Origin of the sequence: Pseudomonas sp. HS6-2, from assembly GCF_049325675.2 — a bacterium.
Taxonomy (GTDB): domain Bacteria; phylum Pseudomonadota; class Gammaproteobacteria; order Pseudomonadales; family Pseudomonadaceae; genus Aquipseudomonas; species Aquipseudomonas putida_N.
This window is the reverse complement of the sequence record NZ_CM143906.1, coordinates 909,876-935,688: the sequence shown is the minus strand read 5'-3', so window position 1 is coordinate 935,688 and position 25,813 is coordinate 909,876. Positions and strand designations below refer to the sequence as shown.

The 25,813-nt window shown below is 63.5% G+C and carries 21 protein-coding genes, 2 pseudogenes and 1 riboswitch; of the genes and pseudogenes, 8 read left to right on the top strand and 15 right to left on the bottom strand.

Annotation, left to right across the window (positions count from 1 at the left end; all coding sequences use genetic code 11):
• The first annotated feature begins 153 nt into the window (after window positions 1-153).
• Together cysZ and ACOKS3_RS04350 are read left to right on the top strand one after the other, a co-directional pair.
• Window positions 154-882, top strand: coding sequence for a sulfate transporter CysZ (cysZ, locus tag ACOKS3_RS04355; RefSeq protein WP_103445671.1), 729 nt, complete (start codon window positions 154-156; stop codon window positions 880-882).
• An 89-nt stretch (window positions 883-971) separates the two neighbouring features.
• On the top strand, window positions 972-1,361 hold the full coding sequence (locus ACOKS3_RS04350; RefSeq protein ID WP_103445672.1) for a hypothetical protein: 390 nt from the start codon (window positions 972-974) through the stop codon (window positions 1,359-1,361).
• Between the two features lie 54 nt (window positions 1,362-1,415).
• On the opposite strand, the pseudogene ACOKS3_RS04345 reads toward ACOKS3_RS04350, so the two are convergent.
• A pseudogene (locus tag ACOKS3_RS04345) lies at window positions 1,416-1,844 on the bottom strand (methyl-accepting chemotaxis protein); the annotation flags it as partial.
• 159 nt (window positions 1,845-2,003) lie between these two features.
• A pseudogene (locus ACOKS3_RS04340) lies at window positions 2,004-2,642 on the bottom strand (PAS domain-containing protein); the annotation flags it as partial.
• A gap of 269 nt (window positions 2,643-2,911) precedes the next feature.
• On the opposite strand from ACOKS3_RS04340, the gene ACOKS3_RS04335 reads away from it, so the two are divergent.
• Window positions 2,912-4,126: a glycosyltransferase family 4 protein gene (locus ACOKS3_RS04335; RefSeq protein WP_103445674.1), complete on the top strand. Its 1,215-nt coding sequence runs from the start codon at window positions 2,912-2,914 to the stop codon at window positions 4,124-4,126.
• Here the strand turns inward: ACOKS3_RS04335 and ACOKS3_RS04330 are convergent.
• The 3 genes from ACOKS3_RS04330 to ACOKS3_RS04320 form a co-directional block, all read right to left on the bottom strand.
• The gene (locus ACOKS3_RS04330) at window positions 4,095-5,198 is read right to left on the bottom strand and encodes an NADH:flavin oxidoreductase (RefSeq protein ID WP_103445675.1); all 1,104 of its coding nucleotides are present in this window, start codon (window positions 5,196-5,198) and stop codon (window positions 4,095-4,097) included. The two genes, ACOKS3_RS04335 and ACOKS3_RS04330, sit on opposite strands and share 32 nt — an antisense overlap.
• Window positions 5,199-5,322: 124 nt before the next feature.
• Window positions 5,323-5,805, bottom strand: a complete 483-nt coding sequence (locus ACOKS3_RS04325; RefSeq protein ID WP_422763340.1) for a glutathione peroxidase — start codon at window positions 5,803-5,805, stop codon at window positions 5,323-5,325.
• Between the two features lie 146 nt (window positions 5,806-5,951).
• Window positions 5,952-6,437 (bottom strand): FKBP-type peptidyl-prolyl cis-trans isomerase, encoded by a 486-nt coding sequence (locus ACOKS3_RS04320; RefSeq protein WP_027918346.1) that lies wholly within the window; start codon window positions 6,435-6,437, stop codon window positions 5,952-5,954.
• On the opposite strand from ACOKS3_RS04320, the gene ACOKS3_RS04315 reads away from it, so the two are divergent.
• Both ACOKS3_RS04315 and pta read left to right on the top strand, forming a co-directional pair.
• Entirely contained in the window at window positions 6,436-6,738 is a 303-nt protein-coding gene (locus ACOKS3_RS04315; protein WP_103445677.1) for a DUF3565 domain-containing protein, read from the top strand. The genes ACOKS3_RS04320 and ACOKS3_RS04315 overlap by 2 nt on opposite strands.
• 31 nt (window positions 6,739-6,769) lie before the next feature.
• On the top strand, window positions 6,770-8,857 hold the full coding sequence (gene pta, locus ACOKS3_RS04310) for a phosphate acetyltransferase (protein WP_103445678.1): 2,088 nt from the start codon (window positions 6,770-6,772) through the stop codon (window positions 8,855-8,857).
• Window positions 8,858-8,916: 59 nt separating this feature from the next.
• On the opposite strand, the gene ACOKS3_RS04305 is transcribed toward pta, so the two are convergent.
• The 8 genes from ACOKS3_RS04305 to ACOKS3_RS04270 all read right to left on the bottom strand — a co-directional run bounded on the left by ACOKS3_RS04305 (window position 8,917) and on the right by ACOKS3_RS04270 (window position 21,233).
• Complete coding sequence (locus ACOKS3_RS04305; protein WP_103445679.1) at window positions 8,917-9,642, bottom strand: YiaD family glycine zipper/OmpA-like lipoprotein; 726 nt, start codon at window positions 9,640-9,642, stop codon at window positions 8,917-8,919.
• 109 nt (window positions 9,643-9,751) lie between these two features.
• Window positions 9,752-10,396, bottom strand: a complete 645-nt coding sequence (locus tag ACOKS3_RS04300) for an MBL fold metallo-hydrolase (RefSeq protein WP_103445680.1) — start codon at window positions 10,394-10,396, stop codon at window positions 9,752-9,754.
• Window positions 10,397-10,504: 108 nt separating this feature from the next.
• Window positions 10,505-11,197 carry a sensor histidine kinase gene (locus ACOKS3_RS04295; protein ID WP_103445681.1) on the bottom strand — a complete coding sequence of 231 codons (693 nt, stop codon included), beginning with the start codon at window positions 11,195-11,197 and terminating at the stop codon, window positions 10,505-10,507.
• Window positions 11,194-12,801, bottom strand: a complete 1,608-nt coding sequence (locus ACOKS3_RS04290; protein WP_103445682.1) for a tetratricopeptide repeat-containing response regulator — start codon at window positions 12,799-12,801, stop codon at window positions 11,194-11,196. The genes ACOKS3_RS04295 and ACOKS3_RS04290 overlap by 4 nt, the downstream gene beginning before the upstream one ends.
• Window positions 12,802-12,976: 175 nt before the next feature.
• On the bottom strand, window positions 12,977-15,694 hold the full coding sequence (locus ACOKS3_RS04285) for a LuxR C-terminal-related transcriptional regulator (protein WP_422763339.1): 2,718 nt from the start codon (window positions 15,692-15,694) through the stop codon (window positions 12,977-12,979).
• A 252-nt stretch (window positions 15,695-15,946) separates the two neighbouring features.
• Complete coding sequence (locus ACOKS3_RS04280; protein ID WP_103445685.1) at window positions 15,947-17,311, bottom strand: DUF1329 domain-containing protein; 1,365 nt, start codon at window positions 17,309-17,311, stop codon at window positions 15,947-15,949.
• Window positions 17,312-17,335: 24 nt separating this feature from the next.
• Window positions 17,336-19,222: a DUF1302 domain-containing protein gene (locus ACOKS3_RS04275; protein ID WP_103445686.1), complete on the bottom strand. Its 1,887-nt coding sequence runs from the start codon at window positions 19,220-19,222 to the stop codon at window positions 17,336-17,338.
• A 328-nt stretch (window positions 19,223-19,550) separates the two neighbouring features.
• Window positions 19,551-21,233 (bottom strand): fatty acid--CoA ligase, encoded by a 1,683-nt coding sequence (locus tag ACOKS3_RS04270; RefSeq protein WP_103445687.1) that lies wholly within the window; start codon window positions 21,231-21,233, stop codon window positions 19,551-19,553.
• Between the two features lie 162 nt (window positions 21,234-21,395).
• Here ACOKS3_RS04270 and ACOKS3_RS04265 point away from each other — a divergent pair, with 162 nt between their 5' ends.
• The 3 genes from ACOKS3_RS04265 to ACOKS3_RS04255 all read left to right on the top strand — a co-directional run bounded on the left by ACOKS3_RS04265 (window position 21,396) and on the right by ACOKS3_RS04255 (window position 24,257).
• Window positions 21,396-22,361: a 2-hydroxyacid dehydrogenase gene (locus tag ACOKS3_RS04265; protein WP_422763338.1), complete on the top strand. Its 966-nt coding sequence runs from the start codon at window positions 21,396-21,398 to the stop codon at window positions 22,359-22,361.
• A 64-nt stretch (window positions 22,362-22,425) separates the two neighbouring features.
• Window positions 22,426-23,424, top strand: a complete 999-nt coding sequence (locus ACOKS3_RS04260) for a methyltransferase (RefSeq protein WP_422763337.1) — start codon at window positions 22,426-22,428, stop codon at window positions 23,422-23,424.
• Window positions 23,425-23,463: 39 nt separating this feature from the next.
• Window positions 23,464-23,585: riboswitch (yybP-ykoY riboswitch) on the top strand.
• A 90-nt stretch (window positions 23,586-23,675) separates the two neighbouring features.
• Entirely contained in the window at window positions 23,676-24,257 is a 582-nt protein-coding gene (locus ACOKS3_RS04255) for a TMEM165/GDT1 family protein (protein ID WP_181004450.1), read from the top strand.
• Between the two features lie 39 nt (window positions 24,258-24,296).
• Here the strand turns inward: ACOKS3_RS04255 and ACOKS3_RS04250 are convergent, their stop codons facing one another.
• Both ACOKS3_RS04250 and ACOKS3_RS04245 read right to left on the bottom strand, forming a co-directional pair.
• Window positions 24,297-25,112: a M48 family metallopeptidase gene (locus tag ACOKS3_RS04250; RefSeq protein WP_103445691.1), complete on the bottom strand. Its 816-nt coding sequence runs from the start codon at window positions 25,110-25,112 to the stop codon at window positions 24,297-24,299.
• A 79-nt stretch (window positions 25,113-25,191) separates the two neighbouring features.
• Window positions 25,192-25,812 (bottom strand): SOS response-associated peptidase, encoded by a 621-nt coding sequence (locus ACOKS3_RS04245; protein WP_422763336.1) that lies wholly within the window; start codon window positions 25,810-25,812, stop codon window positions 25,192-25,194.
• Window position 25,813 lies beyond the last annotated feature (1 nt).

The window sequence follows — 25,813 nt, the reverse complement described above, 5'->3', positions numbered from 1 at the left end:
CCACCTCATAGGCATCCTCTATCTGCGAATTTCACCTGGGCAAACGGCCCTGGCGCATTTGTTACAGCCGGTTTCTTCATGTCCGCCTGCCTTTCGTCGGCGCGGCAAACTCGGTAAGGTCAGCGCGTTTTCCCTTCTCTGCGGAGTGTCCCGATGCAAGCCCCTGTCCTCTCCGGCCCCCAGTACCTGCGCGAAGGCCTGAAACTGGTGCTGAGCCCCAACCTGCGGATGTTCGTGCTGTTGCCGCTGGCGATCAACCTGCTGCTGTTCGGCGGCCTGATCTACTTCGCCGGCCACGAGTTCAGCCTGTGGCTCGACGCGCTGATGCCGACCCTGCCCAGCTGGCTGAGCTTCCTTTCCTACATTCTCTGGCCACTGTTCGTCGCCTTGCTGGTGCTGATGGTGTTCTTCACCTTCACCCTGGTGGCCAACGTCATTGCCGCGCCGTTCAACGGCTTTCTCGCGGAAAAGGTAGAAGTGGTGGTACGCGGCCAGGACCCGTTCCCGGCGTTCAGCTGGGGCGAACTGGTGGCCATGGTGCCACGCACCTTCAGCCGCGAGATGCGCAAGCTCGGCTACTTCCTGCCACGGGCCATCGGCCTGTTCATCCTGTCGCTGATCCCGGTGGTCAACGTGATCGCCGCACCGCTGTGGTTGGTGTTCGGCGTGTGGATGATGGCCATCCAGTACATCGACTACCCGGCGGACAACAACAAGATGAGCTGGCAAGACATGCTCGCCTGGCTGCGGCAGAAGCGCTGGCAGTCGATGGGGTTTGGCGGGATTACCTACCTGGCCTTGCTCATTCCGGGCGTGAACGTGTTGATGATGCCGGCGGCAGTGGCGGGGGCCACGCTGTTCTGGGTGCGTGAGCGCACGTAGTAGATATGTGGCACCTGCCTCGGCTCTGTTCGATCTTCAATGCGCTCAAGGCCGCACCGTCGTGGCCTTCTAACCACTGGAGATCAAAGATGGAATTCACAGACGTCAAATCGAAAGACTTCATTGAGCTTGCGGGAATCCCAGAACATCTTCAGGGCAAGGTCATCGCCGAGCAGCGAGTAAAGTGGCGGCTGCACGAGGCTCTGCAAGCCAATGACATCCATGAGCCAATCGAGCGCTTGCACTACACCACCTGGGACTCCAACAGCGGCGCGGTCAACTACAGCCAACCCCTGGTGGAGTTGCTGGTCGATGCAGTACTGCAAAGTGAAGCCCCCACTATCGGGCCAGCCGGAGGCATCTTCACCGCTCTTGGTGTGAATGGGGAGGAGTTTCATGTAGCTGTCGATCTGGCAGCTGTTCACGACGCCGTCTCGACCGTCTACCGGCACATCAAGCAAACCGAACAGGCCGATTGACCTACACCCTGAGCAAAGGGGCCAGCCTGAGCCCTTTGCCCTCTTGAGCCGTTATCAGTGGCTCAACTGGCTGGAAAACTGCCCCACCGCATCCACCACCTTCTTCGCCCCTTCCTGGATCTCGACAATCACCCCACCGGTATCCGCAGCCAGCGCCAGCCCTTGTTCGGCCTGGCGCTTGCTGGTGTCGATGATGTCCACCGCCGCCTGGGCCAGCTGCTCGTTCTGCTGCACCACCTTGGCAATCTCCTCGGTGGCGCTGCTGGTACGCGAGGCCAGCTGCCGCACTTCGTCGGCGACCACGGCGAAGCCCCGCCCCTGCTCGCCGGCGCGGGCGGCTTCGATGGCGGCGTTGAGCGCCAGCAGATTGGTCTGCCCGGCGATGTCGCTGATGGTCTTGATGATTGCGCCAATCACCTTGGACTGCCTGTCCAGCGCCTGGATACCCTCGGCAGCCTCCTGCATGGAGCCTTCCAGCCCACGCATCACGTCCACGGTCTGGGTCACCACATCGGTGGCCTTGCGAGCGCTGCTGTCGGTCTCCAGGGAGGTGTTGTAGGCAATGTCGGCAGCCTGCGCCACCGCCTGCTCCTGATTGACCTGGTCGGTGATCACGGTGGCGAACTTGACCACCTTGTACAGCACGTCATGGGCATCGAAGATCGGGTTGTAGGACGCCTCCAGCCAGATCGTGCGCCCATGGGCGTCGATTCGCTTGAAACGATCGGCCACGTACTCGCCACGGCGCAGTTTGTCCCAGAATGCCTGGTAACCCGCCGAGTTGGCTTCCTCCGGTTCGCAGAACATGCGGTGATGCTTGCCACGCACCTGTTCCAGGCTGTAGCCCACCGTCTGCAGGAAGCGGTCGTTGGCAGTCAGCACCTCGCCGTTGAGGCTGAATTCGATCACGGCGGTGGAGCGCATCAGTGCCTTGATCAGGCTCTCGTGCTCACGCGAGGCTTCAATGGTACGGGTCAGGTCGCTGGAGTGCATGGAAAAATGCCTGATCCGGCCATCCGCGCCCTTCACCGGCTGGAGGATCGAACGCAGCCACGCCTCCTGGCCATTTCCGCGCAACAGGCGGAAGGCACCGTTGAGGTGCTCGCCACGGCTGATGGCGTTCTTCATGCGCTGGTAGAAGTCGAGCGTCTTCACATGCGCTGGCACGATTTCTTCGATGTTGCGGCCAATGAGTTGCTCGGCGCGGTAGAGCATTTCACTCTCGAAATTGCCGTTGACCTGCTTGATGCGCCCCTGGGGGTCGAGCTGCAGCACCAGCATCTCGCTGTCGAGGCTGCTCTTGACCTGCTCGACGGCCATCAGCTCTTCGCGCAGTTGCTGGATTTCTTTCTTGAGCTTGCTGTTGAACATCACCGCACTCCCGGAGCGCATCAAACCGATTCGAATGCATCTTCATCGGCTGCGCCGCGTGCCGCTTGAGCACCCTGCAAAGAAATATTCACACAGGCGAAACTGCCGGAAATCAGGCGTCACTTGCGCGTCACAAGGTTGTCATGTGAGCGCAACGCGGCAGGTGGACACTTTTTGTCATGAATACATCTGCCCTACGTATCTGCCTTGTCAGCGAAACCTTCCCACCCGAAATAAACGGTGTGGCCAATACCCTTGGCCGCCTCAGCGAAGGTTTGCGACAGCGTGGCCACCAGGTGGAAATCGTTCGCCCACGGCAAGCCAACGAGGCACCGGCGGACGATGACCAGGGCCTGTTGCTCTGCCGTGGCTGGGCACTACCCGGCTACCCCGGCCTGCAGTGGGGCGAGGTGTCGATGCACAAGCTGTTGCGCCGCTGGCGCCGGCAGCGCCCGGACGTGCTGTATATCGCCACCGAAGGGCCATTGGGCTTGAGTGCCCTGCGCGCTGCCCGGCGCCTGGGGGTGGCCGTGGTCAGCGGCTTTCACACCAATTTCCCGCAATACTCCGGCCAGTACGGCCTCGGCTTGCTCGCACGCCTGCTTACCCATTACCTGCGCTGGTTCCATCGGCGCACCGCCGCCACCTTGGTGCCCAGCGTCAGCCAGCGCCTGGAACTGGAACGCCGCGGGTTCGAGCGCCTAGCCTTGATGGCCCGGGGCGTCGATGCCAGCCTGTTCAACCCGGCCCGACGCAGCCAGGCGTTACGCGAAAGCTGGGGGCTCGGCGCAGACGACATCGCCGTGCTCCACGTCGGGCGCCTGGCCGCGGAAAAGAACCTGACGCTGCTGCAGCCGTGCCTGCACGCCTTGCAGAAAACTTATCCACAGCGGCGCCTGCGCCTGGTGGTGGTGGGTGATGGCCCGCAGCGGGCAGCCCTCGAACAGCAGATGCCGGATGCGGTGTTCTGCGGCGCCCAGCGCGGCGAAGCACTGGCCGAACACTACGCCAGCGGCGACCTGTTCCTGTTCCCGAGCCTGACCGAAACCTTTGGCAACGTGGTGCTCGAAGCCATGGCCTCGGGGCTGGCCGTGGTCGCCTACGATGAAGCTGCCGCGGCCCAGCACATCCGCCATGGCCACAGCGGCGCGCTGGCGATGCCTGGCGACCAGTGCGCATTCATCGATGCCGCCTGCTGGCTGCTGGAAGAAAGCGAAACCCTGCGCCGGGTTCGCCTGAACGCCCGCCAGCATGCCAGCCGCCAAGGCTGGCCGGCGATCGTCGAGCAATTCGAGTCGCACTTGTTCAACGCTTGCCACACGGCACCTGCCGGCAGCCAACCGACAGGCGCCGCGCTGGCGATCAAGCCAGAGTCGTCAACGCCTCACGGCTGAACGGCAGCACATCCGCTTCACGCCCTTCGCGCACCTTCTGCGCCCACTCGGCGTCCACCAGCAGGGCACGGCCAACCGCCACCAGGTCGAACTCTTCGTCGCCCAGACGGCGCAGCAAGCCTTCCAGGCTGGCCGGCTTGGCAACCTTGTCAGTGGCGACCATGAACTGCAGGAACTCGCCATCGAGCCCCACGCTGCCGACAGTGATGGTCGGCTTGCCGGTGAGTGTGCGAGTCCAGCCGGCCAGGTTCAGCTCGCAACCTTCGAACTCAGGCTCCCAGAAGCGCCGGGTCGAGCAGTGGAAGATATCCACACCCGCCGCCGACAGCGGTTCGAGGAAAGCTGCCAGTGCTTCCGGCGTTTCCACCAGACGTGCGCTGTAGTCCTGCTGCTTCCACTGCGAGAAGCGGAAGATGATCGGGAAGTCCGGCCCCACGGCAGCGCGCACGGCCTCGATCAGCTCGATGGCAAAGCGCGAGCGGCCGGCCAGGTCACCGCCATATTCGTCGCTGCGACGGTTGCTGGCCTCCCAGAAGAACTGGTCGATCAGGTAGCCGTGGGCGCCATGGATCTCCACGCCGTCCATGCCGATGGCCTTGGCATCGCGGGCCGCTTGGGCAAAGGCGGCGATCACGTCGCGGATGTCGTCATGGGTCATGCCATGCACCAGCACCTGGCCGTCCTTGACCTTCTCGCTCGGCCCGTAACCCGGCACGCTGGCGTCCGGCTCGGTGCCCAGGCGGCGCACCATGCCGACGTGCCACAGCTGCGGCACGATACGGCCGCCTTCGGCATGCACTGCGTCGACCACCTGCTTCCAGCCAGCCAAGGCATCTTCACCATGGAAGCGCGGCACATTGGGGTAGCCGTTGGCTGCCTTGTGCCCGACCGTGGTGCCCTCGGTGATGATCAGCCCCACGCCTGCCGCAGCACGGCGGCGGTAGTACTCGACCACGCCGGCGTGTGGCACGCCACCCGGGCAAAAGGTACGGGTCATGGGCGCCATGACGACGCGGGTCGGCAGCTCGAGCGCGCCGAGGGTGAAAGGCTGGAACAGGGGGTTGCTGGGCATGGGGCGCTTCCGTCTGGGGTAGGAAATGCGCCTGAGGTTAGGGGGTGCGAGAGGCTGGGCCCAGCATTATTGATTTGAGTGATTCTGGTACATCGCCGGGGCCGCTTCGCGCCCCGGCAAAAGATCAATTCAGGGCTTTCTCGATGGCCTGGACCACCACTGGATCGTCAGGAGTGGTACGCGGGGCAAAGCGCGCCAGCACCCGACCGTCCTTGCCCACCAGGAACTTTTCGAAGTTCCAGGTTATGTCACCAGGGAATTCCGCCCCCTCACCCGCCAGCAGACGGTACAGCTGGTGACGCTCATGGCCATTGACCTCCAGCTTGGCCCCTAGCGGGAAGCTGACGCCATAGTTGAGGCGGCAGAACTCCTGAATTTCCTTCTCGCTGCCCGGCTCCTGGCCGGCAAACTGGTTGCAGGGCAGGCCCAGAACATTGAAGCCCTTGCCCTTGAATTGCTGATGGAGCTTTTCCAGCGAAGCGTATTGCGGCGTCAGGCCACACTTGGAGGCGACATTGACCACCAGCACCACCTGGCCCTTGAACGGTGCCAGGGGCAGGTCCTCGCCGTTCAGCGCCTTCAATGTCAGGTCGTGAAATGCACTCATGATGAATCCCCTCTCAGGTTCCCGGTTGCCGCAGGGGGCAAATTTCGCCCACTAAAAAGGCGCTCTTCCAAGCCGCGCACCTCCCGCTGGGGAGGCATGCCGGCTTGTCCGAGCGCCTGGCGACTTTCTGAGCTTAGCGCAGAAAATCAGTGGTGATGGCCGCCTTCACCGTGGATGTGACGGTGAGCGATTTCTTCTTCGCTGGCGTCACGCACGTCGACAACCTTGACCTTGAAGTTCAGGCGCTGGCCAGCCAGTGGGTGGTTGCCGTCAACGGTGATGTCGTCGCCGTCGATGTCGCGGATGGTGACGATCTGCATCTGGCCGTCTGGCGCCGATGCGTGGAACTGCATGCCGACTTCCAGTTGGTCGACGCCTTCGAACAGGCTGCGATTCAGGGTGCTGACCAGCTCGGCCAGGTATTCGCCGTAGGCGTCTTCCGGCTCGATGGCAACTTCCAGCTCGTCACCGGCTTGCTTGCCTTCCAGGGCTTTTTCCAGGCCTGGGATGATGTTGGCGGCACCGTGCAGGTAAACCAGCGGCGCACCGCCGGCGGAGCTGTCGATGGTCTCCCCGGCGTCGTTGGTCAGGGTATAGTCGATGGAGACAGCCTTGTTGGCGGCGATCAGCATGGGGCAAGACCTTTTGCAAAAGTATGTAGAGCGGACAAGTGTAACCAAGGCATCGCCTGAATGCGACCGCAGCGCGGACGAGGGGCGACCCATCAGTCGGATCACCGGCTTCCAGCAGGACGAAGAAGGCCACTGGGTGGTCGAGCTGTCCTGCGGCCACACCCAGCACCTGCGCCACCAGCCACCGTGGCAGGCACGCCCGTGGGTGCTCGACGCCGAACAGCGCGCCGAGCGCATCGGCCAGCCATTCGCTTGCGGCTGGTGCGCACAAGGGGCCGATAGCGCTACCCTTGGCCGTTGATTCCTTGCACCGCTTATTTCGAGAAGCACGCATGCAGACATTTTTCATTGCGCCGACCGACTTTGGTGTCGGCCTGACCTCCATCAGCCTGGGCCTGCTCCGCACCCTGGAACGCGCCGGGCTCAAGGTCGGTTTTTTCAAGCCGATCGCCCAGCCTCATCCCGGCGACACCGGCCCGGAGCGTTCCACCGAACTGGTCGCCCGCACCCACGGCATCAAGCCACCGGTGCCACTGAGCCTGGCCCAAGTCGAGCGCATGCTTGGCGATGGCCAGCTGGACGAGTTGCTCGAAGAAATCATCCGCCTGTACCAGCAAGCCTGTGTCGGTAATGACGTGGTGGTGGTCGAGGGTATGGTGCCGACCCGCCACGCCAGTTACGCCGCACGGGTCAACCTGCACCTGGCCAAAAGCCTGGATGCCGAAGTGATCCTGGTTTCCGCCCCGGAAAACGAAGTGCTCAGCGAGCTGTCCGGGCGGGTCGAACTGCAGGCCCAGCTGTTCGGTGGCCCACGCGACCCGAAAGTGCTGGGGGTGATCCTCAACAAGGTGCGCACCGACGAGAGCATGGCCGACTTCGCCACCCGCCTGCGCGAGCACTCGCCACTGCTGCGCGGCAACGACTTCCGCCTGCTCGGCTGCATTCCCTACCAGCCCGAGCTGAACGCCCCGCGCACCCGCGACGTGGCCGAACTGCTCGGCGCCCAGGTGCTCAACGCCGGCGACTACGAGCAGCGGCGGATGAACAAGATCATCATCTGCGCCCGCACCGTGGCCAATACGGTACCGCTGCTGACGCCGGGGACCCTGGTGGTGACCCCGGGCGATCGCGATGACATCATCCTGGCCGTGAGCCTGGCCGCAATCAACGGTGTGCCCCTGGCCGGCCTGCTGCTGACCAGCGACAGCAAGCCTGATGCTCGCATCCTCGGCCTGTGCCGCGGTGCCCTGCAGGCCGGCCTGCCGATTCTGTCGGTCAGTACCGGCTCCTACGACACCGCCAACCTGCTTAACTCGCTGAACCGCGAAATCCCGGTGGATGACCGTGACCGCGCCGAATTCATCACCGACTTCGTCGCCAGCCACCTGGACGCTACCTGGTTGCACCAGCGCTGCGGCACGCCACGGGAAATGCGCCTGTCGCCGGCGGTGTTCCGTTACCAGCTGATCCAGCGGGCACAACAGGCCAACAAGCGCATCGTCCTGCCGGAAGGTGCCGAGCCGCTGCTGGTGCAGGCCGCAGCGATCTGCCAGGCGCGTGGCATCGCCCGTTGCGTGCTGTTGGCCAAGCCCGAGGCAGTCGAAGCCGTGGCCCGTGCACAGGGCATCACCCTGCCGCCGGACCTGGAGATCCTCGACCCGGAACTGATTCGCGGGCGCTATGTCGAGCCGATGGTCAACCTGCGCAAGAGCAAGAACCTCAACGCGCCCATGGCCGAGCAGCAGCTGGAAGACCCGGTGGTGATCGGCACCATGATGCTGGCTCTGGACGAGGTCGATGGCCTGGTCTCGGGCCTGGTGCATTCCACCGCCAACACCATCCGCCCGGCGCTGCAACTGATCAAGACCGCGCCCGGCGCCAGCCTGGTGTCGTCGGTGTTCTTCATGCTGTTCCCCGAGCAGGTGCTGGTGTACGGCGACTGCGTGATGAACCCGCACCCCAGCGCCAGCGAGCTGGCCGAGATCGCCCGGCAGAGCGCCGAGTCGGCGCAGGCCTTCGGCATCGCACCACGGGTGGCGATGATCAGTTACTCGAGCGATTCGGCCAGTGACGAGGAAGTGGAGAAAGTACGCGAAGCCACGCGCCTGGCACAGGCGGCGGAGCAAGGGCTGCTGATCGACGGGCCGCTGCAGTACGACGCCGCTGCCAACCCGCAGGTCGCTCGCCAGCTGGCCCCTGAGAGCGAGGTGGCCGGGCGGGCGACGGTGTTCGTGTTCCCTGACCTGAACACTGGCAACACCACCCACAAGGCGGTGCAACGCAGCACCGACGGGGTCAGCCTGGGGCCGATGCTGCAGGGGTTGCGCAAGCCGGTGAACGACTTGCCGCGAGGGGCACAGGTGGACGATATCGTCCATACCATCGCCTTGACGGCGATTCAGGCCAGCAGCATCCGCTGAAATGAAAAAGGGCAGGCCGTTACCGGCCTGCCCTTTTTCATTGCGCCGTACTGAACGGCTTACGGGTACTGCTGAACCTGACCCTGCTGCTGGTCATACTGCTGACCTGGAATAGGCTTCAGGTTGACCTCTACGCGGCGGTTCTGTGCGCGACCATTGGCGTCGGCGTTGCTGGCGATCGGCTGGTCCGGGCCCATGCCGCGCACCGTTACACGCGAAGCATCCACGCCCTGCGAGGTCAGGTAGGTGCTGACAGCCTGCGCACGGCGCTGGGACAGGTCCATGTTGTGCTGGCGGCTGCCGGTGCTGTCGGTGAAGCCCACCACTTCGATGGTGTTCTGGTTGAACGACTTGAACGAGTTGGCCAGGTTGTTCAGCGGGTTGTAGAAGCTAGGCGAAATGTTGGCCGAGTCGGTGGCGAAGGTGATGTTGCCCGGCATGATCAGCTTGATCTGGTCGCCCTGGCGCTGAACTTCGACGCCCGTGTTGGCCATTTTCGCGCGCAGCTCGGCTTCCTGCTTGTCGGCGTAGTAGCCGTAACCAGCAGCGGCGGCGCCGACTGCGGCAGCGCCGATCAGTGCGCCCTTGCCACGGTTGTTGTGGTTGATGGCGGCACCGGCAACAGCACCGGCCAGCGCGCCCAGGCCGCCGTACTTGGCGGTCTTGCTCATGCCCGAGGAATCGCCCTGAGCCTGGCCTTGACTGTCATAAGGATTCTGCCCGGCGCAGCCAGTCATCAGGGCTGCAACGGTTGCGACGATAATCAGACGACGCATGGTGAACATGGACAAGCTCCTACAAAAATTCGTGTGTTCGGCAGATCGCAAAGGGATCTATGCCAGGCATAGATCGCCAGGATACGGAAAAATTCCATGAAAGGCTTTTCATCCAGGCTCAAACCCGTACGAAGGGGTTCTCGCGCATCTCGTCGCCGAGGCGCGTATCCGGCCCGTGGCCGGTGACCACGATAGCGTCTTCGTCCAGGCGATACAGCCGCTCCTTGATCGAGCGAACGATGGCGCGCTGGTCACCGCCCCACAGGTCGGTTCGGCCGATGCCGCGACGGAACAGGGTGTCGCCGGCGATCAGCAGCTTGGCATCGGCGAACCAGAAACTCATCGAGCCTGGCGTGTGCCCAGGCGTGTGCAGGGCCACGCCACAACCGCAGGCGAGTTCCTCGTCATCGCCCAGCCAACGGTCTGGCGACGGTACTGGGGTATAGGGCACGCCGAACATCTGGCATTGCATTTCCAGGTTGTCCCACAGCGGCTGGTCCTGCTTGTGCAGGTGCAAGGTAGCGCCGGTGAGTTCCTTGAGCTTGCCCGAAGCGAGGAAATGGTCGAAATGCGCGTGGGTGTGGATGATGCTCACCAGCGTCAGGCCATGGGCCTGCAGGCGGGCGAGGATCTTGTCCGGGTCACCGCCTGGGTCGACGACAATGGCCTTCTTGCTGACGGGGTCGCCAATCAGTGTGCAGTTGCACTGCAAAGGGCCAACGGGGAAAGTTTCGCGGATCAGCGTGGTTGGGGCAGAGTTCATGAGGGGCTCCTGGCGGCTGCCGGGATGGTAGCGTGGGTCTGGGGTGCCTGTCTTGGGGGGGCTCACAGGCGCTACAGATGTTGTGGCAGGCACTTTGCAGCCCTGATGCTATGGCAAATACAACCTGAACAACCCACCCCCAAGCGCGCCACCGTTGGCAATCTCGATTCGCCCACGCACGCCGTTTCGCTCATGCAATGCCGCAATCCGCGCCGCGAAATACAGCCCGAGCCCGGTGCTGCCGCTCTGCGAGTCGATACCCTGCACGTAATCCTGCTGGCGCTCGAGCATCCGCGCCGGGTAACCCGGGCCGTCGTCGTTGACGCTGATGACCAGGTGCTCGTCTTTCTCGCCGATGCTGACCAGCAGCGCATGGCCGGCATAGCGGGTGGCGTTGGTGATCACATTGGCGATCACCGAGGCCACCAGTTCGCGGTCGAAAAAGCCCAGCGGGTTGTCGGTCTCGACACGCCAGGTGGCGAGGATGTCGTTGTGCTGCAGCACTTCCTGGTGGGCCGCCAGCTGCGCTTCGATGAAGTCATCCAGCTCGTGGTAGTCCGGGCATACCGGCAACTGGTTCACCCCCAGTTTGTACAGCCCCAGCAACTGCACCAGCATGCCATTGAGATGACGGAACTCATGCTCGATCACACCCTGCTCAGTACCGCTACGCCACTCTTCAGGCAGCCGTGCCAGCCACTGGTCATGGGACTGGATCAGCGCCGACAGCGAGTTCTTCAGGTCATGCACGGTGGAGGCGATCACCGTGGAAAAATCCAGCCCCTGGTTATCCTGGCTCATGCGCCGAAGACCTTGATGTGCAGTTTGCGGTAGCGGTCGTAGCGGCTGTCGCTGGCCGGGATGCCGGCTACGCGGGCCAGGCAGTCGCGGCATTCCTGCTGGATCGCCGGCGGTGTCACCTCGCCACCGATGCGCAGCAAGGCCTGCGCCGTGTTGAGCGCGATACTGATGTTTTTCGGTTGCAGCGACAGGGCCTTGCGGAACATCTGCAAGGCCTCGTTGAGTTGCCCGGCCTGATAGCTGCGCACACCCTGGCGGTTGAGGTCGACCGCTTCGGTGACCGCGCCCAGTACGGCTGGGTCGTTAGTCAGCTTGGCCACGCTCTGCATGACCTTGGGGTCGTCGCCGTAGGTTTCCACGCAGCCCTTGAGGATGCTGCCGCCAGCTGCTTCCTGGCCGAGCGATTGCAGTTGCCTGGCCACGGTCAAGGCCGCTTCGACCGAGAAAAACTGGTCCATCTTCTCCAGCCGCTGCATGGCCTGCTCGGTGAGCTTGGCGGCGGTTTCGGGGTCGCCCGCCTGCTGCAGGCTGGCGGCCTTCATCAGCCGGGCACGCACTTGCAGGCCCTGGTCTTCGAGGTTGTCTTTGGCCACTTCGCTGAGCACGGTGTTGATCTCGACCCGGGCACGGGCATCCAGGCCGAAGCCGGCGTTCTTGCTCATCAACGCCTGGACCAGCCCAAGGTTGCTTTCGGCATCCTTGTAGCGCGAACTCTGGCCCTGATTCACCGCATGGCGGAAGGCCTTGGAGGCGCTTTCGAAGTCTTCGTTATCCAGCGCCAACTTGCCCAGGGCGGCCTGTCGGCGCACTGCCAGGGGCGACAAGCGTACCGCTTCTTCGAGCATGCCCTGCGCACGCTTGGTTTCGCCTTGAGCGACCAGCACTTCGGCCATGCCATCGTACAGCCCGGGCATGATCGGGAATGCCTTGAGTGCCTGCTCGTAGACCCCCTGGGCCTGGGCGTACTGCCCGCGCTTGTGCATCAGGCTGCCGAGTGCCGAATACACCCAGGGTTGCGGGCGACTGGCGAGGATGCTCTTGAGAAACTTTTCCAGCTCATCGAAGCGGTTGAGGTCACGCAGTGCGTCGGCGCGATAGCGCAGGCACAACGGCGCGAAACGCGGGTCCTTCTTGCACAGCTCGGCACACGCCGCCAGCACTTCGGCCGGGCGACCACGGTCGAGTGCCTGCAGAATCGGCTTGAGCAGGGTCTTGCGCTGGGTCAGTTTGTCCAGGCGCTGGGCCAGTCCCACGCGGTTGAACGGCTTGGTCAGGTAGGCATCCGGCTCATGCTCAAGGGCACTGAGCACAATGGCCTGGCTGCTCTCGGCCGTGACCATGATGAACACGCACTCATGGCTGATCAGCTTGTCGAGGATCAGGTCCTCAAGGACCTGCTGGCCGTTCTTCTTGCCGTCACCGAGGTGGAAGTCCTGGAGGACATAGTCGTAGCGCTTCTGCCCGCACATGCGCAGGGCCTGCTCGCCACTGTCTGCGGTGTCCACATCGCGCACGCCGAGTTCGCGCAGCATGGAACGGGTCGACGTGCGAAAATCGGTGAAGTCGTCGACGATCAGAAAGCTCTTTTGCCCGTACTGCAGCATCAACACGACCTGTATTGGAAAGATGGGTGGATGGCGCGAGGCGATGCATACCGCCGAAACTTGTATCGGCAGCCGGTCAGGAAAGATGAGGGTGGAGAATGCAGCGCACTCACTCGCTAACGGAACCATGGCTTTGCGCCATCATTTTACCGTGCCATGCCCCTTGCGGCCAGCTTCAGGCCAGCAAGCCCAACGACTTGGCGCGTGCCACTGCCTGGGTGCGACGCTCCACCCCCAGCTTGCTGTTGATATGACTGGCATGGGTCTTGACGGTATGCAGGGAGATGAACAGCCGCTCGCTGATCTGCTGGTTGGAGCAGCCCTGGGCGATCAACTCGAGCACCGCCAGCTCGCGACCACTCAATGCTTCAGTGGCACTGCATGTAAGTGCCACAGGCTCTGGCAGACGCGCCAGCAGTTCGGCCTGGGCCTGGCAGGCTGGTTGCGCCAGTAGTTGCTCACGCAACCACGAAGGGTGCAATTCGATCAGTCGCTGGAAAGGCTGCACCACCCCGCCCCGGGCTGCGCTCAACGCCATGGGTAACAGCTGCGCTGCCTGTGTTTCACGACCCTCGCTCAACAGCAGGTCGACCCACTGCGACAGTGCGTGCAGAGTGAGCATCATGCCGCCACTTGCCTGCCCGCGTTCGGCCAACGCGCACAGACGCGCCACGGCGTCTTCGCTGCGCTGCTGCACACGCTCAAGCAGGGCCTGCTGCAGCTCGATATGCAACGGCAGCAAAGGGTGAAACTCTGGGGCCGCCGCAGGGTGCTCGCCGCCGTAGGTCTGCCCCAGGCGTAGCAACCAGGACTCGGCCAGGTCGATACGTCCCTGCGCGAGCCACAGCTCGCACTTCACCAGGGTGATCATTGCCAGGTAGAAGATCGGTGGCACATCCCAGATGTGCATCAGCCGCTCCGCCTCGGCCAGTTCGGCGAACGCCTCGGCATACTGGCCTTCACGGCCATCGAGCGAAGCAATCACGCAATGGCCGATCAGCACGCTGATGTCGCGACAGGCGCGCGCCTCGCCCAGCCCTGCACGCAAACGTGCGCGCCCTTGCGCGGGTTGCAGGCGCGCCACCAGCAGGTAGCCCTCGTACAGGGTCAGCCGAGCCCGCACCGCGTACAGCCGCTGGGCCGACAACCCGTGCAGGCGTTGCAACCCCTGGCGCACTTCATCCAGCGCCCGCAACACCTCGCCGCGGGCATGCAGCACCCGCGCACGATCGTAATGCGCCAGCGCCTCGAACAACGGGTTGCCGACACGTTGCGCCAACTCCAGCGCTTCGCGGTTCCAGCCACGGGCACGCCAGAAGTCGCCGTCGGCAATGGCCAGGTTGGACAGCGTCGACAGGCACACCAAGCGTTGACCATAGCGCTTGCTCGGCAGGCTCTGCAGCGCTTCGCCGCAATAGGCCAGGGTCCGTTCGCGGTCGCCCCGGCCACGGGCAATGACCCCGCTCAGGGCCAGCCACTGCGCCAGCATCGACTTCTGGGCAGTGGCTGAAGGGGCGGGCAAGAAACGACTGAGGTAACCGGCCAGCTCCTCTGCGGCATCCAGCTGGCAGGCCAGGCCCAACGCCCAGCTGTACAGCACGATCAACCGCGGCGTGCTGATCAGCAGGCTGTCGGGCAGGTCCATCTTCCAGCGCAACAGCATGCCGACGTTCTGCTCAGCCAGCAGTTGTTCTTCGGAAAGGCTTTGCACCAGGTAGGCTGCAACATCCAGATGGCCGGCACGCAACGCCTGTTCCACCGCCTCGTCGAGCAACCCCTGGGCCTGGAACCAGCGGCAGGCACGCAGGTGCAGGCGCGCCAGCGGTTCGCTGGACTGGCGGCTGCGCAGCAAGTCGGAAAACAGGTGATGGTAGCGATACCAGTGGCCATGCTCGTCCAGCGGCACCAGAAACACCTGATGCGCCTGCAGGTAACGCAGGATCGCGTCACTGTCGTGACGGTCACGCAACGCATCGCACAGCGCCGCGCAGAAGCGCTCCTGGCAAGCCGTGTCGACCAGGAACGCCTGCACGTCCGCCGGCAACATCACGATGACTTCTTCCAGCAGGTAATCACGGATCAGCCCTTCACCACCGTGCAGGGCCTGGGGCAAGGCATGCTCGTCACCGGATTCGCTGGCAGCCAACTGCCAGAAGCGCAGCCCGGCCACCCAGCCATCGCTGCGTAGAATCAGGTTATCCAGCGCCTGACCGCGCAGCCCCGTGGGCTGGCGGCCGATCACCGCCAGTGATTCGTCCGCTGTCAGGCGCAGATCCTGCTCGCCAAGCTCGACCAACTGGCGCGACAGGCGCAGCCGCGCCAGGTGCCAATCCGGGCGCTGGCGGCTGGTCACCAGCAGTACCAGGCCAGCGGGCAAGTGATTGAGGAAGAACTGCAGGCAGCGATCGAGTACCGGACCCTGGGCCAAGTGGTAGTCGTCCAGCACCAGCAGCAAAGGCGTATCGGCCTGGAGGTAGAGCGCCAACTCGTCGAGCAAGCTGTCGATCCACTCTTCGAACGCAAAGGGTTGATGGCGCTGGCGCATCTTCAGCAAGCCCATGGCTTGCCCCCCCAAAGCCGGGCAGTACTGCTGCAGCCCTTCGAGCAGGCGTTCGAGGAAGCGGCCGGGGTCGGCATCCCGTTGGCTCAGGCCGAGCCAGAGGCTGCGCCAATGGCTCGGAAGCGACTCGCAGAATTCGATGGCCAGGGAGCTTTTGCCAAAGCCTGCGGGGGCGTTGACCAACAGCAGGCGCCCACCAAGGCCACTCTGCAGTCGCTGACACAGATGAGCACGCGGCACGTGGCCTTCCGGCTGTGGCGGCCGGAAGAAGCGCCCGTCCAGCAAGCCCAGGGCCTGGCTGGCGAATCCATGCGTACGGGACAGATCTGTCATGGCCGGCTCGTTCTGTTGGGAAGACTACGGCGGTACGGATGCTTGCGAGACTAGCGGGTAATGCAACGCATTTGAAGATGATGGGCACCACTTGCCTGGAAAAGACTGCGACAAAAAGCAACATGGCTGATGGACAGCGGCTGATGCGGGGCTTTGGCGAGGTATTCATCGGCCTTATCGGCAGGCCAGACAGAAACGCCCCGGCAAGCCGGGGCGTTCTGGGAGGGTCACACGGAGTTGCAGGTTTTCAGCTTAGCGGATACCCGATTGGCGCAGGGCGGCTGGCTGGAAATCGGCCTTGCTGGCACTGAAGCCGAAGTCGTAGGCACGCTTCTCTTCGTTCTTCATGCCCAGGGCCAGGTAGCGGCCCGATTGCAGGTCGTAGATGGCTTCAAGGGTATACCACGGCACCTGCACGTTGTAGTACGGCTGGGCATGGGCCTCGGACACGCGCCACAGCTGGCCGCGGCCGTCATACTGGTCGATCACCGCAGCTTGCCAGGTGTCTTCGTCGATGTAGAAGTCACGCTTGGCGTAGATATGCCGCTGGCCCGGCTTCAGCGTCGCGACCACGTGCCAGACTCGGCGCAGCTCGTAGCGGGTCAGGTCCTGGTTGATGTGCCCGGCCTTGAGGATGTCGGCGTACTTGAGCTTGGGGTCATCCAGCTTGAAGGCGTTAGAGGCGATGTACATCTCCTTCTTGCCTTCGAGCTTCCAGTCGTAGCGGTCTGGCGCACCGTTGTACATATCCAGGTTGTCCGAAGTGCGCAGGCCATCGGCTGCGGTACCCGGGCCGTCGTACGACACCTGCGGGGCCTGGCGCACACGGCGCTGGCCGGCGTTGTAGATCCATGCCTTGCGCGGTTCCTTGACCTGGTCGAGGGTCTCGTGCACCAGCAGCACGGTACCGGCCAGGCGAGCCGGAGCAGTCACCTCCTGCTTGAAGTAGAACAGGATGTTGCCCGGGTTGTTCGGGTCGTAGTCCTTCATCCGGTCGCGGAACACGAACTGGTCCTGGAAGTACACAAGGCTGTACGACCCGTTCTGCTGCGGCGTGGCCTGGGTAACCAGGCGGGTGACGCTGCCGCCGCGGTAGCGGGTGATGTGGTTCCAGATCACTTCCAGGCCGCTTTTCGGGATCGGGAAAGGCACGGCAGTCTGGAAGTTGTTCAGGCCGTTGCCGCCTTCGACCAAGGTGGTCGCGGTGGCGTTCTTCTTGATCGCGGCGAACACATCGTCAGGCACCGTGGAGCCACGGTGGGTCTTGTAGACCGGGATCTTGAAGGTGTCCGGGTAGCGCTTGAGCATGGCCAGCTGGCCCGGCGAGAGCTTGTCCTTGTACTGATCGGCGTTCTGCGCGGTGATGGTCAACAGCGGCTTGTCACTGCCATAGGGGTCGGCAAGGAAGCCCTTGGCATCGACGCTGCCTGCGGTCTTCGACAGTGGCTCCCAGGGGCCGATCGAACCATCGGCGTTGCCGGCCTTTTCCGCGCCCATCGGGGTCAGGGTGCTGCCAAGTTTTGCCGCTTCATCGGCGGAAACCGCAGCCATGACGCTGGTCGCCAGCAGGGACAGGCCCAGTACACCGGCTTGCAGCAGACTTCTGGTCTTGTTCATCTGTGTCTTCCTGGATCAGTGTTCTTAGAAGTTCACGCCGAAGCTGAGAGCGACGAAGTCGCGATCATCCACGGTGCTGTACTTGCCGTCGAAGAAGTTGGTGTACGACAGGCTGGCGGTATAGGTGTTCTGATACTCGGCATCCAGACCCAGGCTGACGGCCTTGCGCCCTTCCTCGAAGTTGCCGCCAGGGCCCGGCGAGTAACCGGAGACGTCATGCGACCAGGCCACGTTGGGCTTGAGGTTGACCCCGGCGAACACGTCGTTGTAGTCCCAGATGACCCGGGCGCGGTAACCCCAGGAGGTGCTGGTGGTGTAGCCGTCGTTCTCGCACTTGCGGTTGAGGTTGGCGGTCGAAGCACCGGCGCCGGCACCAGCGATGGTGCTGGCGTTAAGCGCCTGGCAGGTGTCGGCGCCGCCGGTTGCGGGCAGCGGGCCAGGGCCGAATACCGGGTCACGACCGTAACGGGTATCGTGCGCGTTCTCCAGGCCACCCACATGGGTGACGCCCAGTTCACCGACCACGGTCATGCGGCTGGCGCCCATCACCTGGTCGAAGAAGTGCGTCAGGGTCGTCTGGAACTGGGTGATTTCCTTGCGACGATAGCCGTGCAGGTCTTCGCCTGGCGTACCGGTGAGCAAGGAAGCATTGCTCAGCGCGCCACCAATCGGGCGTACACCAGAGAACAGAATGTCGGTGGTGTTCAGTTGTACCGGTGCGTTCGGCCGGTAGCTGACTTCACCGCTCCAGGCGGTACCCGTGGGCAGTGTGGTGGAGAAGCTCAAGCCATACAGGCGAATGTCCTCGGGGTACTCGACGAAGTACTTCGAATTGCCTGCCACGATCAGCGGCGCCAGCGAACGCAGTTGCGCCGGCAACCGGCTGAGGTTGGCGAATACCGACGGCGAAGCGCCGGTAGCGCTGAAAATCGGCGCGCGGCTGTGGTAATTCATGAAGTAGGCGCCGAACTCGGTGTCGAGCGGCTCGAACATGTAGCGCATGGCGACGCCAAACTGGCCACTGTCACGCGCATCGCGGTCGGCACCGCGAGCTACCAGTACACCTTCCTGGTTGATGTTTACGCCTTGAGTGGCCAGGAATTGCTGGGCGGCAGCCGGCACCGTGCGGCTGCTGTTGAGCACGCGCAGGTTGTCGGTGCAGCCGTCGGCGATGATATCGGGCTGGGAGAAGAAAGTGCCGCAGTTGTCGACGACGGTCTGGTCCCACTCGATCTGGTAGAAGGCCTCGGCCGACAGGTTGTCGGTCAGGCTCTGCGAGATGTAGAACATGTTGACCGGAATCAGGCCTTCCTTGATCTCCGCCCCCGGACGACGGAACGCGGACACATCGATCGGGTTGATCGAGTTGATGCCGCCGCCGATGAAAGTGCTCTCACCCCAGCTCACCACCTGCTTGCCCAGACGTACCGACCCCGGTTGATCACCGATCGAGTAGTTGTGGTAGACGAAGGCGTCGAGCAGTTGCGAACCCGCCGACTTGGCACCTTCCTTGCGGCCCGAGTCGCTGATGTCCTTGAATTCGCGGCTTTCGTCCTTCAGCTCGAAGTCGTACCAGTACTTGCCACGCAGGAACACCCCGGTGTCGCCGTACTTCAGCTCAAGGTCGTGGATACCCTTGAAGATCTTCGAAAAGGTCTCGCCCTTCTTGAAGTTCAGGTGGCCGTCGTCGGAGGTCTGCGACAGGCCCTTGCCACCGTTGTTGACCCCGATCAGGTTCTGGTTGGGGTTGGCAGTGGACCAGCTGGCGCCGACGGAGAGCGACGAGTCGAACTGGCCTTCGATTTCACCAATGTTGAAACTGACAGCGAAAGCAGGACTTGCGAGCGTGGAAGCAAGGCTGACGGCCAAGGGCAGCTTGGCCCGGCGCCAGAACAGGTTTGCAGATTTCATCGACGCTACTCCATGTACTTTATTGTTATGGCAGTGAGTCCTTTCAGAAACGGCCCGAGCGACCGGTGTGCAGGTTTGCCCTGCAGCGGCACGTCTTGTGCGTACCGCTCTCCCCATTCCTGAAGATCCCCTGGCCCCGACTATAGCCAGCAGGCTCAGGTGCTTGATCCCTCTAAAGTGTGATTTGCGCACCCGCTGCCAAATCGCCCCGGTGTTTCCCGGGTAGCGCATCGGCCGTGCTGAAGCATGGCCGATTTTTTTCGTTTGGCAAGGCCTCAAGCGGTCTAGAATGCGGGTCACACACCGTCGTGCGCGCCCCGCAGCGGGGTTACAACGTAGACAGGAAGGCGCTGTTACTGGCCTGCCACTGGACGATGTCCTGGCGGATACGCTTCTTGTCGATCTTGCCGACACTGGTCTTGGGAATTTCAGTAACAACGGCAATCTGGCTGGGAATGGCCCACTTGTTGATGTGTCCTTCCTCGACAAAAGGCTTGAGATGCTCCTTCAGCGCCTTGGCATCGATCGCCTTGTCTTCACGCACCACCAGCAAGGCGAACGGGCGCTCGCCCCATTGCGGGTCTGCCACCCCGACCACCGCCACTTCGCGCACCGCCGGATGACGGCTGATCAGGTCCTCGAGGTCGAGCGAGGAGATCCACTCGCCGCCGGTCTTGATCACATCCTTGATGCGGTCGCGGATATCGATGTAACCCATTCCGTCGAGGGTGGCGACGTCGCCGGTGTGCAGCCAGCCGCCGTGCCACAGCTCCTCGCTCTTTTCCGGCTCCTTGAAGTAACCCATGGTCAGCCACGGCGCACGCAGCACCAGTTCGCCCTGGGTCTCGCCATCGGCCGGGAGGAAGTTGCCATCGCCATCGATGATCGCCGCTTCCACCAATGGCACCGGGACGCCAGCCTTGATGCGGTAGGTAACACGCTCATCCTCGCTGCCGGCCTGCAGCTCGTCATTCAGGTGCGCGGCGGAAATCAGCGGGCAGGTTTCGGACATGCCGTAGGCGGCGGTCAACTGGATGCCGCGGGCCAGCGCGGCCTTGTACAGCGAGCTGTTCAAGGCACTGCCGCCAATGATGATCTTCCAGCCGCCGAAATCCTGGCCCTGGGCATTCGGGCAGTTGAGCAGCATCTGCAGGATGGTCGGCACACAGTGCGAGAAGGTGACCTTCTCTTCGCGCCACAGCTTGACCAGCATGTCCGGCTCGTAGCGGCCCGGGTAGACCTGCTTCATGCCGAGCATGGTGGCCGCGTAGGGGATGCCCCAGGCATGCACGTGGAACATCGGCGTGATGGGCATGTACACGTCGTTGCTGCCGAGCAGGCGCACGCTGTCGATGCTGCCGGTCACTGCGGCTTCGGCCAGGGTATGCAGCACCAGCTGGCGGTGGGTGAAGTAGACGCCCTTGGGGTTGCCCGTGGTGCCGGTGGTGTAGAAGGTGGTGGCCACTGAGTTCTCGTCGAAATCCGGGAAGTCGTAGCGTGGGCTGGCGGCGGCGAGCAGTTGCTCGTATTCGCCGATCAGGTTCGGCAGGTCGGCGGTCTTGTCCGGGCCATCGGTGATCAGCAGGGTCTTGTCGACCGTGGTCAATTGCCCGGCGATGGCCTGATAGAGGCCGACGAAATCACTGTTGACCAGCACGAAGCGATCTTCGGCGTGGTTCATGGTGTAGAGGATCTGCTCGGGCGACAGGCGCACGTTGATGGTGTGCACCACCGCGCCGATCATCGGGATGGCGAACATGCATTCCAGGTAACGGTGGCTGTCCCAGTCCATCACCGCCACGGTGTCACCGGCCTTGACCCCGGCTGCGGTCAGCACGTTGGCGAGGCGGGCGATACGCTCGGCGAGCTGTGGATAAGTCAGGCGCAGCTGATCGCGATAGACGATCTCGCGGGTCTTTTCGTAGCGGCTGCCGGACATCAGCAGGCGCTTGATCAACAGAGGGAAGTTATAGGCGCCCTCGGCGGGCTTGATGATGCGGGTCTGCAACATGGTGATCCCTTTTCTGAAAAGCATGCCGAACAAGTCTGGATCTACTGTAGTAGCTCAATGTGACGGTCAAATCAGCCGAAGGAATGATTTGGCGGCGCAAGGTATGAGTGGCATTGTGCGGGGAGATGGATCAACCCCTGCCCTGCCTCCGGAGCTTCCCTGATGCCCAGCTTGCGCCGTGCCGTGTTTCTCGACCACCAATCCCTGGACCTTGGCGACCTTGACCTGTCGCCGTTGCAGCAGCAGTTCGACGAATTCGAGCTGTTTGCCGCCACCCGCCCGGAACAGGTCGCCGAACGCCTGCAGGGCGCTGTCGCAGTGGTCAGCAACAAGGTCATGCTCGATGCCGCCACGCTGGCCGCCAACCCGCAGCTGAAACTGATCCTGGTGGCCGCCACCGGCACCAACAATGTCGACCTGGCCGCTGCCCGCGCCCAAGGCATCACCGTCTGCAACTGCCAGGGCTATGGCACGCCGTCGGTGGCCCAGCACACCCTCGCGCTGCTGCTGGCCCTGGCCACGCGCCTGTGCGATTACAACCAGGCGGTGGCAGACGGTGAGTGGGCCAAGGCCAGCCAGTTCTGCCTGCTGGATTTCCCGATCGTCGAACTGGAAGGCAAGACCCTCGGCCTGCTCGGCCATGGCGAACTGGGTGGTGCAGTGGCACGGCTGGCCGAAGCCTTCGGCATGCGCGTGCTGAGCGGGCAGATCCCTGGCCGCCCGGCCCGTGATGATCGCCTGGCGCTGGATGAACTGCTGCCGCAGGTCGACGCGCTGACCCTGCACTGCCCGCTCAACGAGCATACCCGGCACATGATCGGTGCCCACGAACTGGCACTACTGAAAAAAGGCGCACTGGTGGTCAACACCGCCCGCGGCGGCCTGATCGACGAACAGGCCTTGGCCGACGCCTTGCGCAGCGGTCACCTCGGCGGCGCGGCCACCGATGTGTTGAGCGTCGAGCCGCCGGTCAATGGCAACCCGCTGCTGGAAAAAGGCATCCCGCGGCTGCTGATCACCCCACATAGCGCCTGGGGCGCGGTGGAATCGCGCCAACGCATCGTCGGCCAGCTCAGCGAAAACGCCAAGGCCTTCTTCGAAGGCCAGCCACGCCGCGTGGTCAGCTGAGCGCCCGCTCAGTCGCGCGCCCGGCTCTGCTACACTGCGCCACTTTTTTCAGGAGGCGTCGTCCATGGACCCGCGCAGTGAAGTGTTGCTCCGCCAGGCAGAGCTGTTCCAGGGCCCGCTGCTGCTCGCCGGCGCCCCCGCCGACGGCCTGCTCGGGCAACTGCCCCAGGCCCATGGCTGGACTTGGCATGCCGGTGACCAGGCCATGCTCGACAGCCGCTTCACCGGGCGCAGCCACTACGGCGTCGATGTACCGCCGGTCGATTTCGAGACGGCCGTGCTGTTCCTGCCCAAGTCCCGCGAGCTGGCGGCCTACCTGCTCAATGCCCTGGCATCCGGCCTGGCGGGCCGCGAGCTGTACCTGGTGGGTGAAAAGCGTGGCGGCATCGAAGGCGCGGCCAAACAGCTGCAAGCTTTCGGCAAGCCGCGCAAGCTCGACAGCGCGCGGCACTGCCAGCTGTGGCAGGTGACCGTGGACAATGCCCCGCAAGCCAAACCGCTGGATAGCCTGGCCGAGCGCTTCACGCTCGAACTCGAAGATGGCCCACTGCAGGTGGTGAGCCTGCCGGGGGTGTTCAGCCACGGCCGCCTCGACCGCGGCACCGCCCTGTTGCTCAAGCACCTGGACAACCTGCCGGTCGGCCATGTGCTTGACTTCGGCTGCGGCGCTGGCGTGCTAGGTGCCACGGTCAAGCGTCGTTATCCACAGAGCCGGGTCACCCTGTTGGATGTCGATGCCTTCGCCGTGGCAGCCAGCCGCCTGACCCTTGCAGCCAACAGCCTGGAAGGCGAAGTCATCAGCGGCGATGGTATTGATGCCGCGCCCGCCGACCTGAGCCTGATCCTGAGCAACCCACCGTTCCACACCGGGGTGCACACCAATTACCAGGCATCGGAAAACCTGCTGAAAAAATCCGGCCAACATCTGCGAAAAGGTGGCGAAATGCGCCTTGTGGCGAATAGCTTCCTGCGCTATCAACCACTGATCGAAGGTGCCCTGGGCAATTGCCAGACCTGCGCCGAGGCCGATGGCTTCCGCATCTATCGCGCAACACGCGGATAAAAACAGGGCTTGCCGAAACGGTTTCGGCTAGGCAGAATCCGCACCGTCCTAGGGGAGTAGTCTCCCGCGAGCGCCCTGCTCGCCCGGTACGCGTCAACATACTTGGCCCACAGGCCATGGCGCGTGCGACCCAGCGACCTGCGCAGACAGGTCCTCGGTTTGACAAGACCTATGACACGCACACCTTACCCGGGGCGGGAAGGCTGTACGTGTCATAGCCGAGTCGACCCGCCCCCGTAGGAATCCTGATGCTGGAATCTCTGTTGGTCCCCACCGCAATCGTTGCCTTGGCCGAAATCGGCGACAAGACGCAATTGCTCGCGCTCATCCTCGCCGCACGCTTCCGCAAGCCTTGGCCAATCATCGCCGGCATCATTGCCGCCACCTTGGCCAACCATGCCGCGGCCGGTGCCGTGGGTGCCTGGGTCGGCAGCTTCTTCACCGAGTCGGTGTTGCACTGGATTCTTGCCGCCAGCTTCACCGCCACCGCGCTGTGGACCCTGGTACCGGACAAGATGGACGATGACGAGAACCCGGCCCGCCGCTTCGGCCCGTTCCTGACCACGCTGATCGCCTTCTTCCTGGCCGAAATCGGTGACAAGACCCAGGTCGCAACGGTGATGTTGGCTGCCCAGTATCCACACCTGATCCTGGTCATCGTCGGGACTACCCTGGGCATGCTGATTGCCAACGTGCCGGTGGTGCTGGCGGGTAACTTCGCCGCGGAGAAACTGCCACTGACGCTGATTCGTCGCCTGGCAGCGACCGCGTTCTTCGTGCTGGCGATCGTGGCCGTGTACTCGGCGATGAAGACCAGTGGCTGGGTGGGATGACCTGAAAAGCTGGGGCCGCTTTGCGGCCCCCTATCGGTTTTACTGCTTGGCCGCTTCGTACAGTGGCATCACCTTCGGAATCGCCGCCTGCAACGAGGCGATCCGGCTGCTGGACGCCGGGTGAGTGCTCATGAACTCTGGCGGTGCGCCTTCCGAAGCCTTGCTCATCTTGTTCCACAAGGTGATCGCGGCATTCGGGTCATAACCGGCTCGCGCCGAAAGCTCCAGGCCAATCAAGTCGGCTTCGTTCTCGTTGGCGCGGCTGTTGGGCAGGGTCATGGAGTAGTTCACCACGGCGTCGGCCAGCGCCATGCTGTCCTGGCCAAGGCCAAGCAATGCTCCTGCGCCCTGGCGTGCCATCTGCACGCCGTAGGCCTTGGACATGGCTTCACGGCTGTGCTCGCGCAAGGCGTGGGCGATTTCGTGGCCAACCACTGCGGCGATTTCCGCATCGGTGAGCTTGAGCTGGTCGATCAACCCGGTGTACACGATGATCTTGCCACCCGGCCCGCAGTTGGCATTGAGCTCGTCGCTCTTGATGACGTTGACTTCCCAGTTCCATTGCGCTGCATCAGGGCGGAACTTGGGCGCCTGGGCGATCAGCCGGCTGGCGATGGCCTGCACCCGCTTGGCATCGGCACTGGACTTGTCCAGCACGCCCTTGCTCGACGCCTCGCCGAGGGTCTGCTGGTACGACTGGGCGTACATCTGGTTGACCTCGTCGGTCGAGAGCATGCTGAACATGTACTGCTGGCGCTCGACGCCGACAGCACCGCCACTGGTGGTATTCACCGCCTGGCAGCCGGCCAGCAGGATGCCAGCACTCAACAGGCTGACAACAAAAGACTTACGCATCAAAACACTCCCTTTTTACATGCGCCGTATCCTAGGCTGAGTCGCCCGTAACCCGCCATAGCCGCAGGGAAGATTTTATCTAGACGGGGGTCAGGCACTCTGGCGCGTCCAGTTTCGGGTCATTGACGAAGTTCGCCAAGGCCCGCTCGCGTAGCGTCGCTGGCGGGCTGGCGAGCAACTCGTGCAAGCGCGGCAATGGTGTGCTCGGGTCCAGCCAGGCGGCCTTGCCGGCTTCGTCGAGAATCAGCGGCCGGCGCTGGTTCATCGCGGCCTGGGTCACCACTGCACAGCTCAACCACACCTGGTCCTGCACCGGGTAGGCCTCCCACACGGCGGCAAAATACAGCGAGGCGCCCTCCCCCGGCGTCAGCCAGTAAGGCCGTTTACGCACCGTGCCGCGCCACTCATAGAAACCGTTGGCCGGCATCAGGCAACGGCGCTGGCGAAACGCTTCGCGGAACATCGGCTGCTCGGCCAAGGTCTCGGCCCGGGCATGGGCGGGAGTGCGCGAAAGGTCGGTGAGCCAGGCGGGGGTCAGCCCCCAACGCGCCTTGGCCAGCTGCTGCTGGCCGTCGAGCTGGCGCTGGATCAGCACCGAAGCACCGGGCGAGATATTCCATTGGGCTGGCTGGCCGGCAGGAAAGCCCGGCAGACTGGCCAGCACCTGGGGCCAGCGAAACAGGGCGTAACGTCCACACATG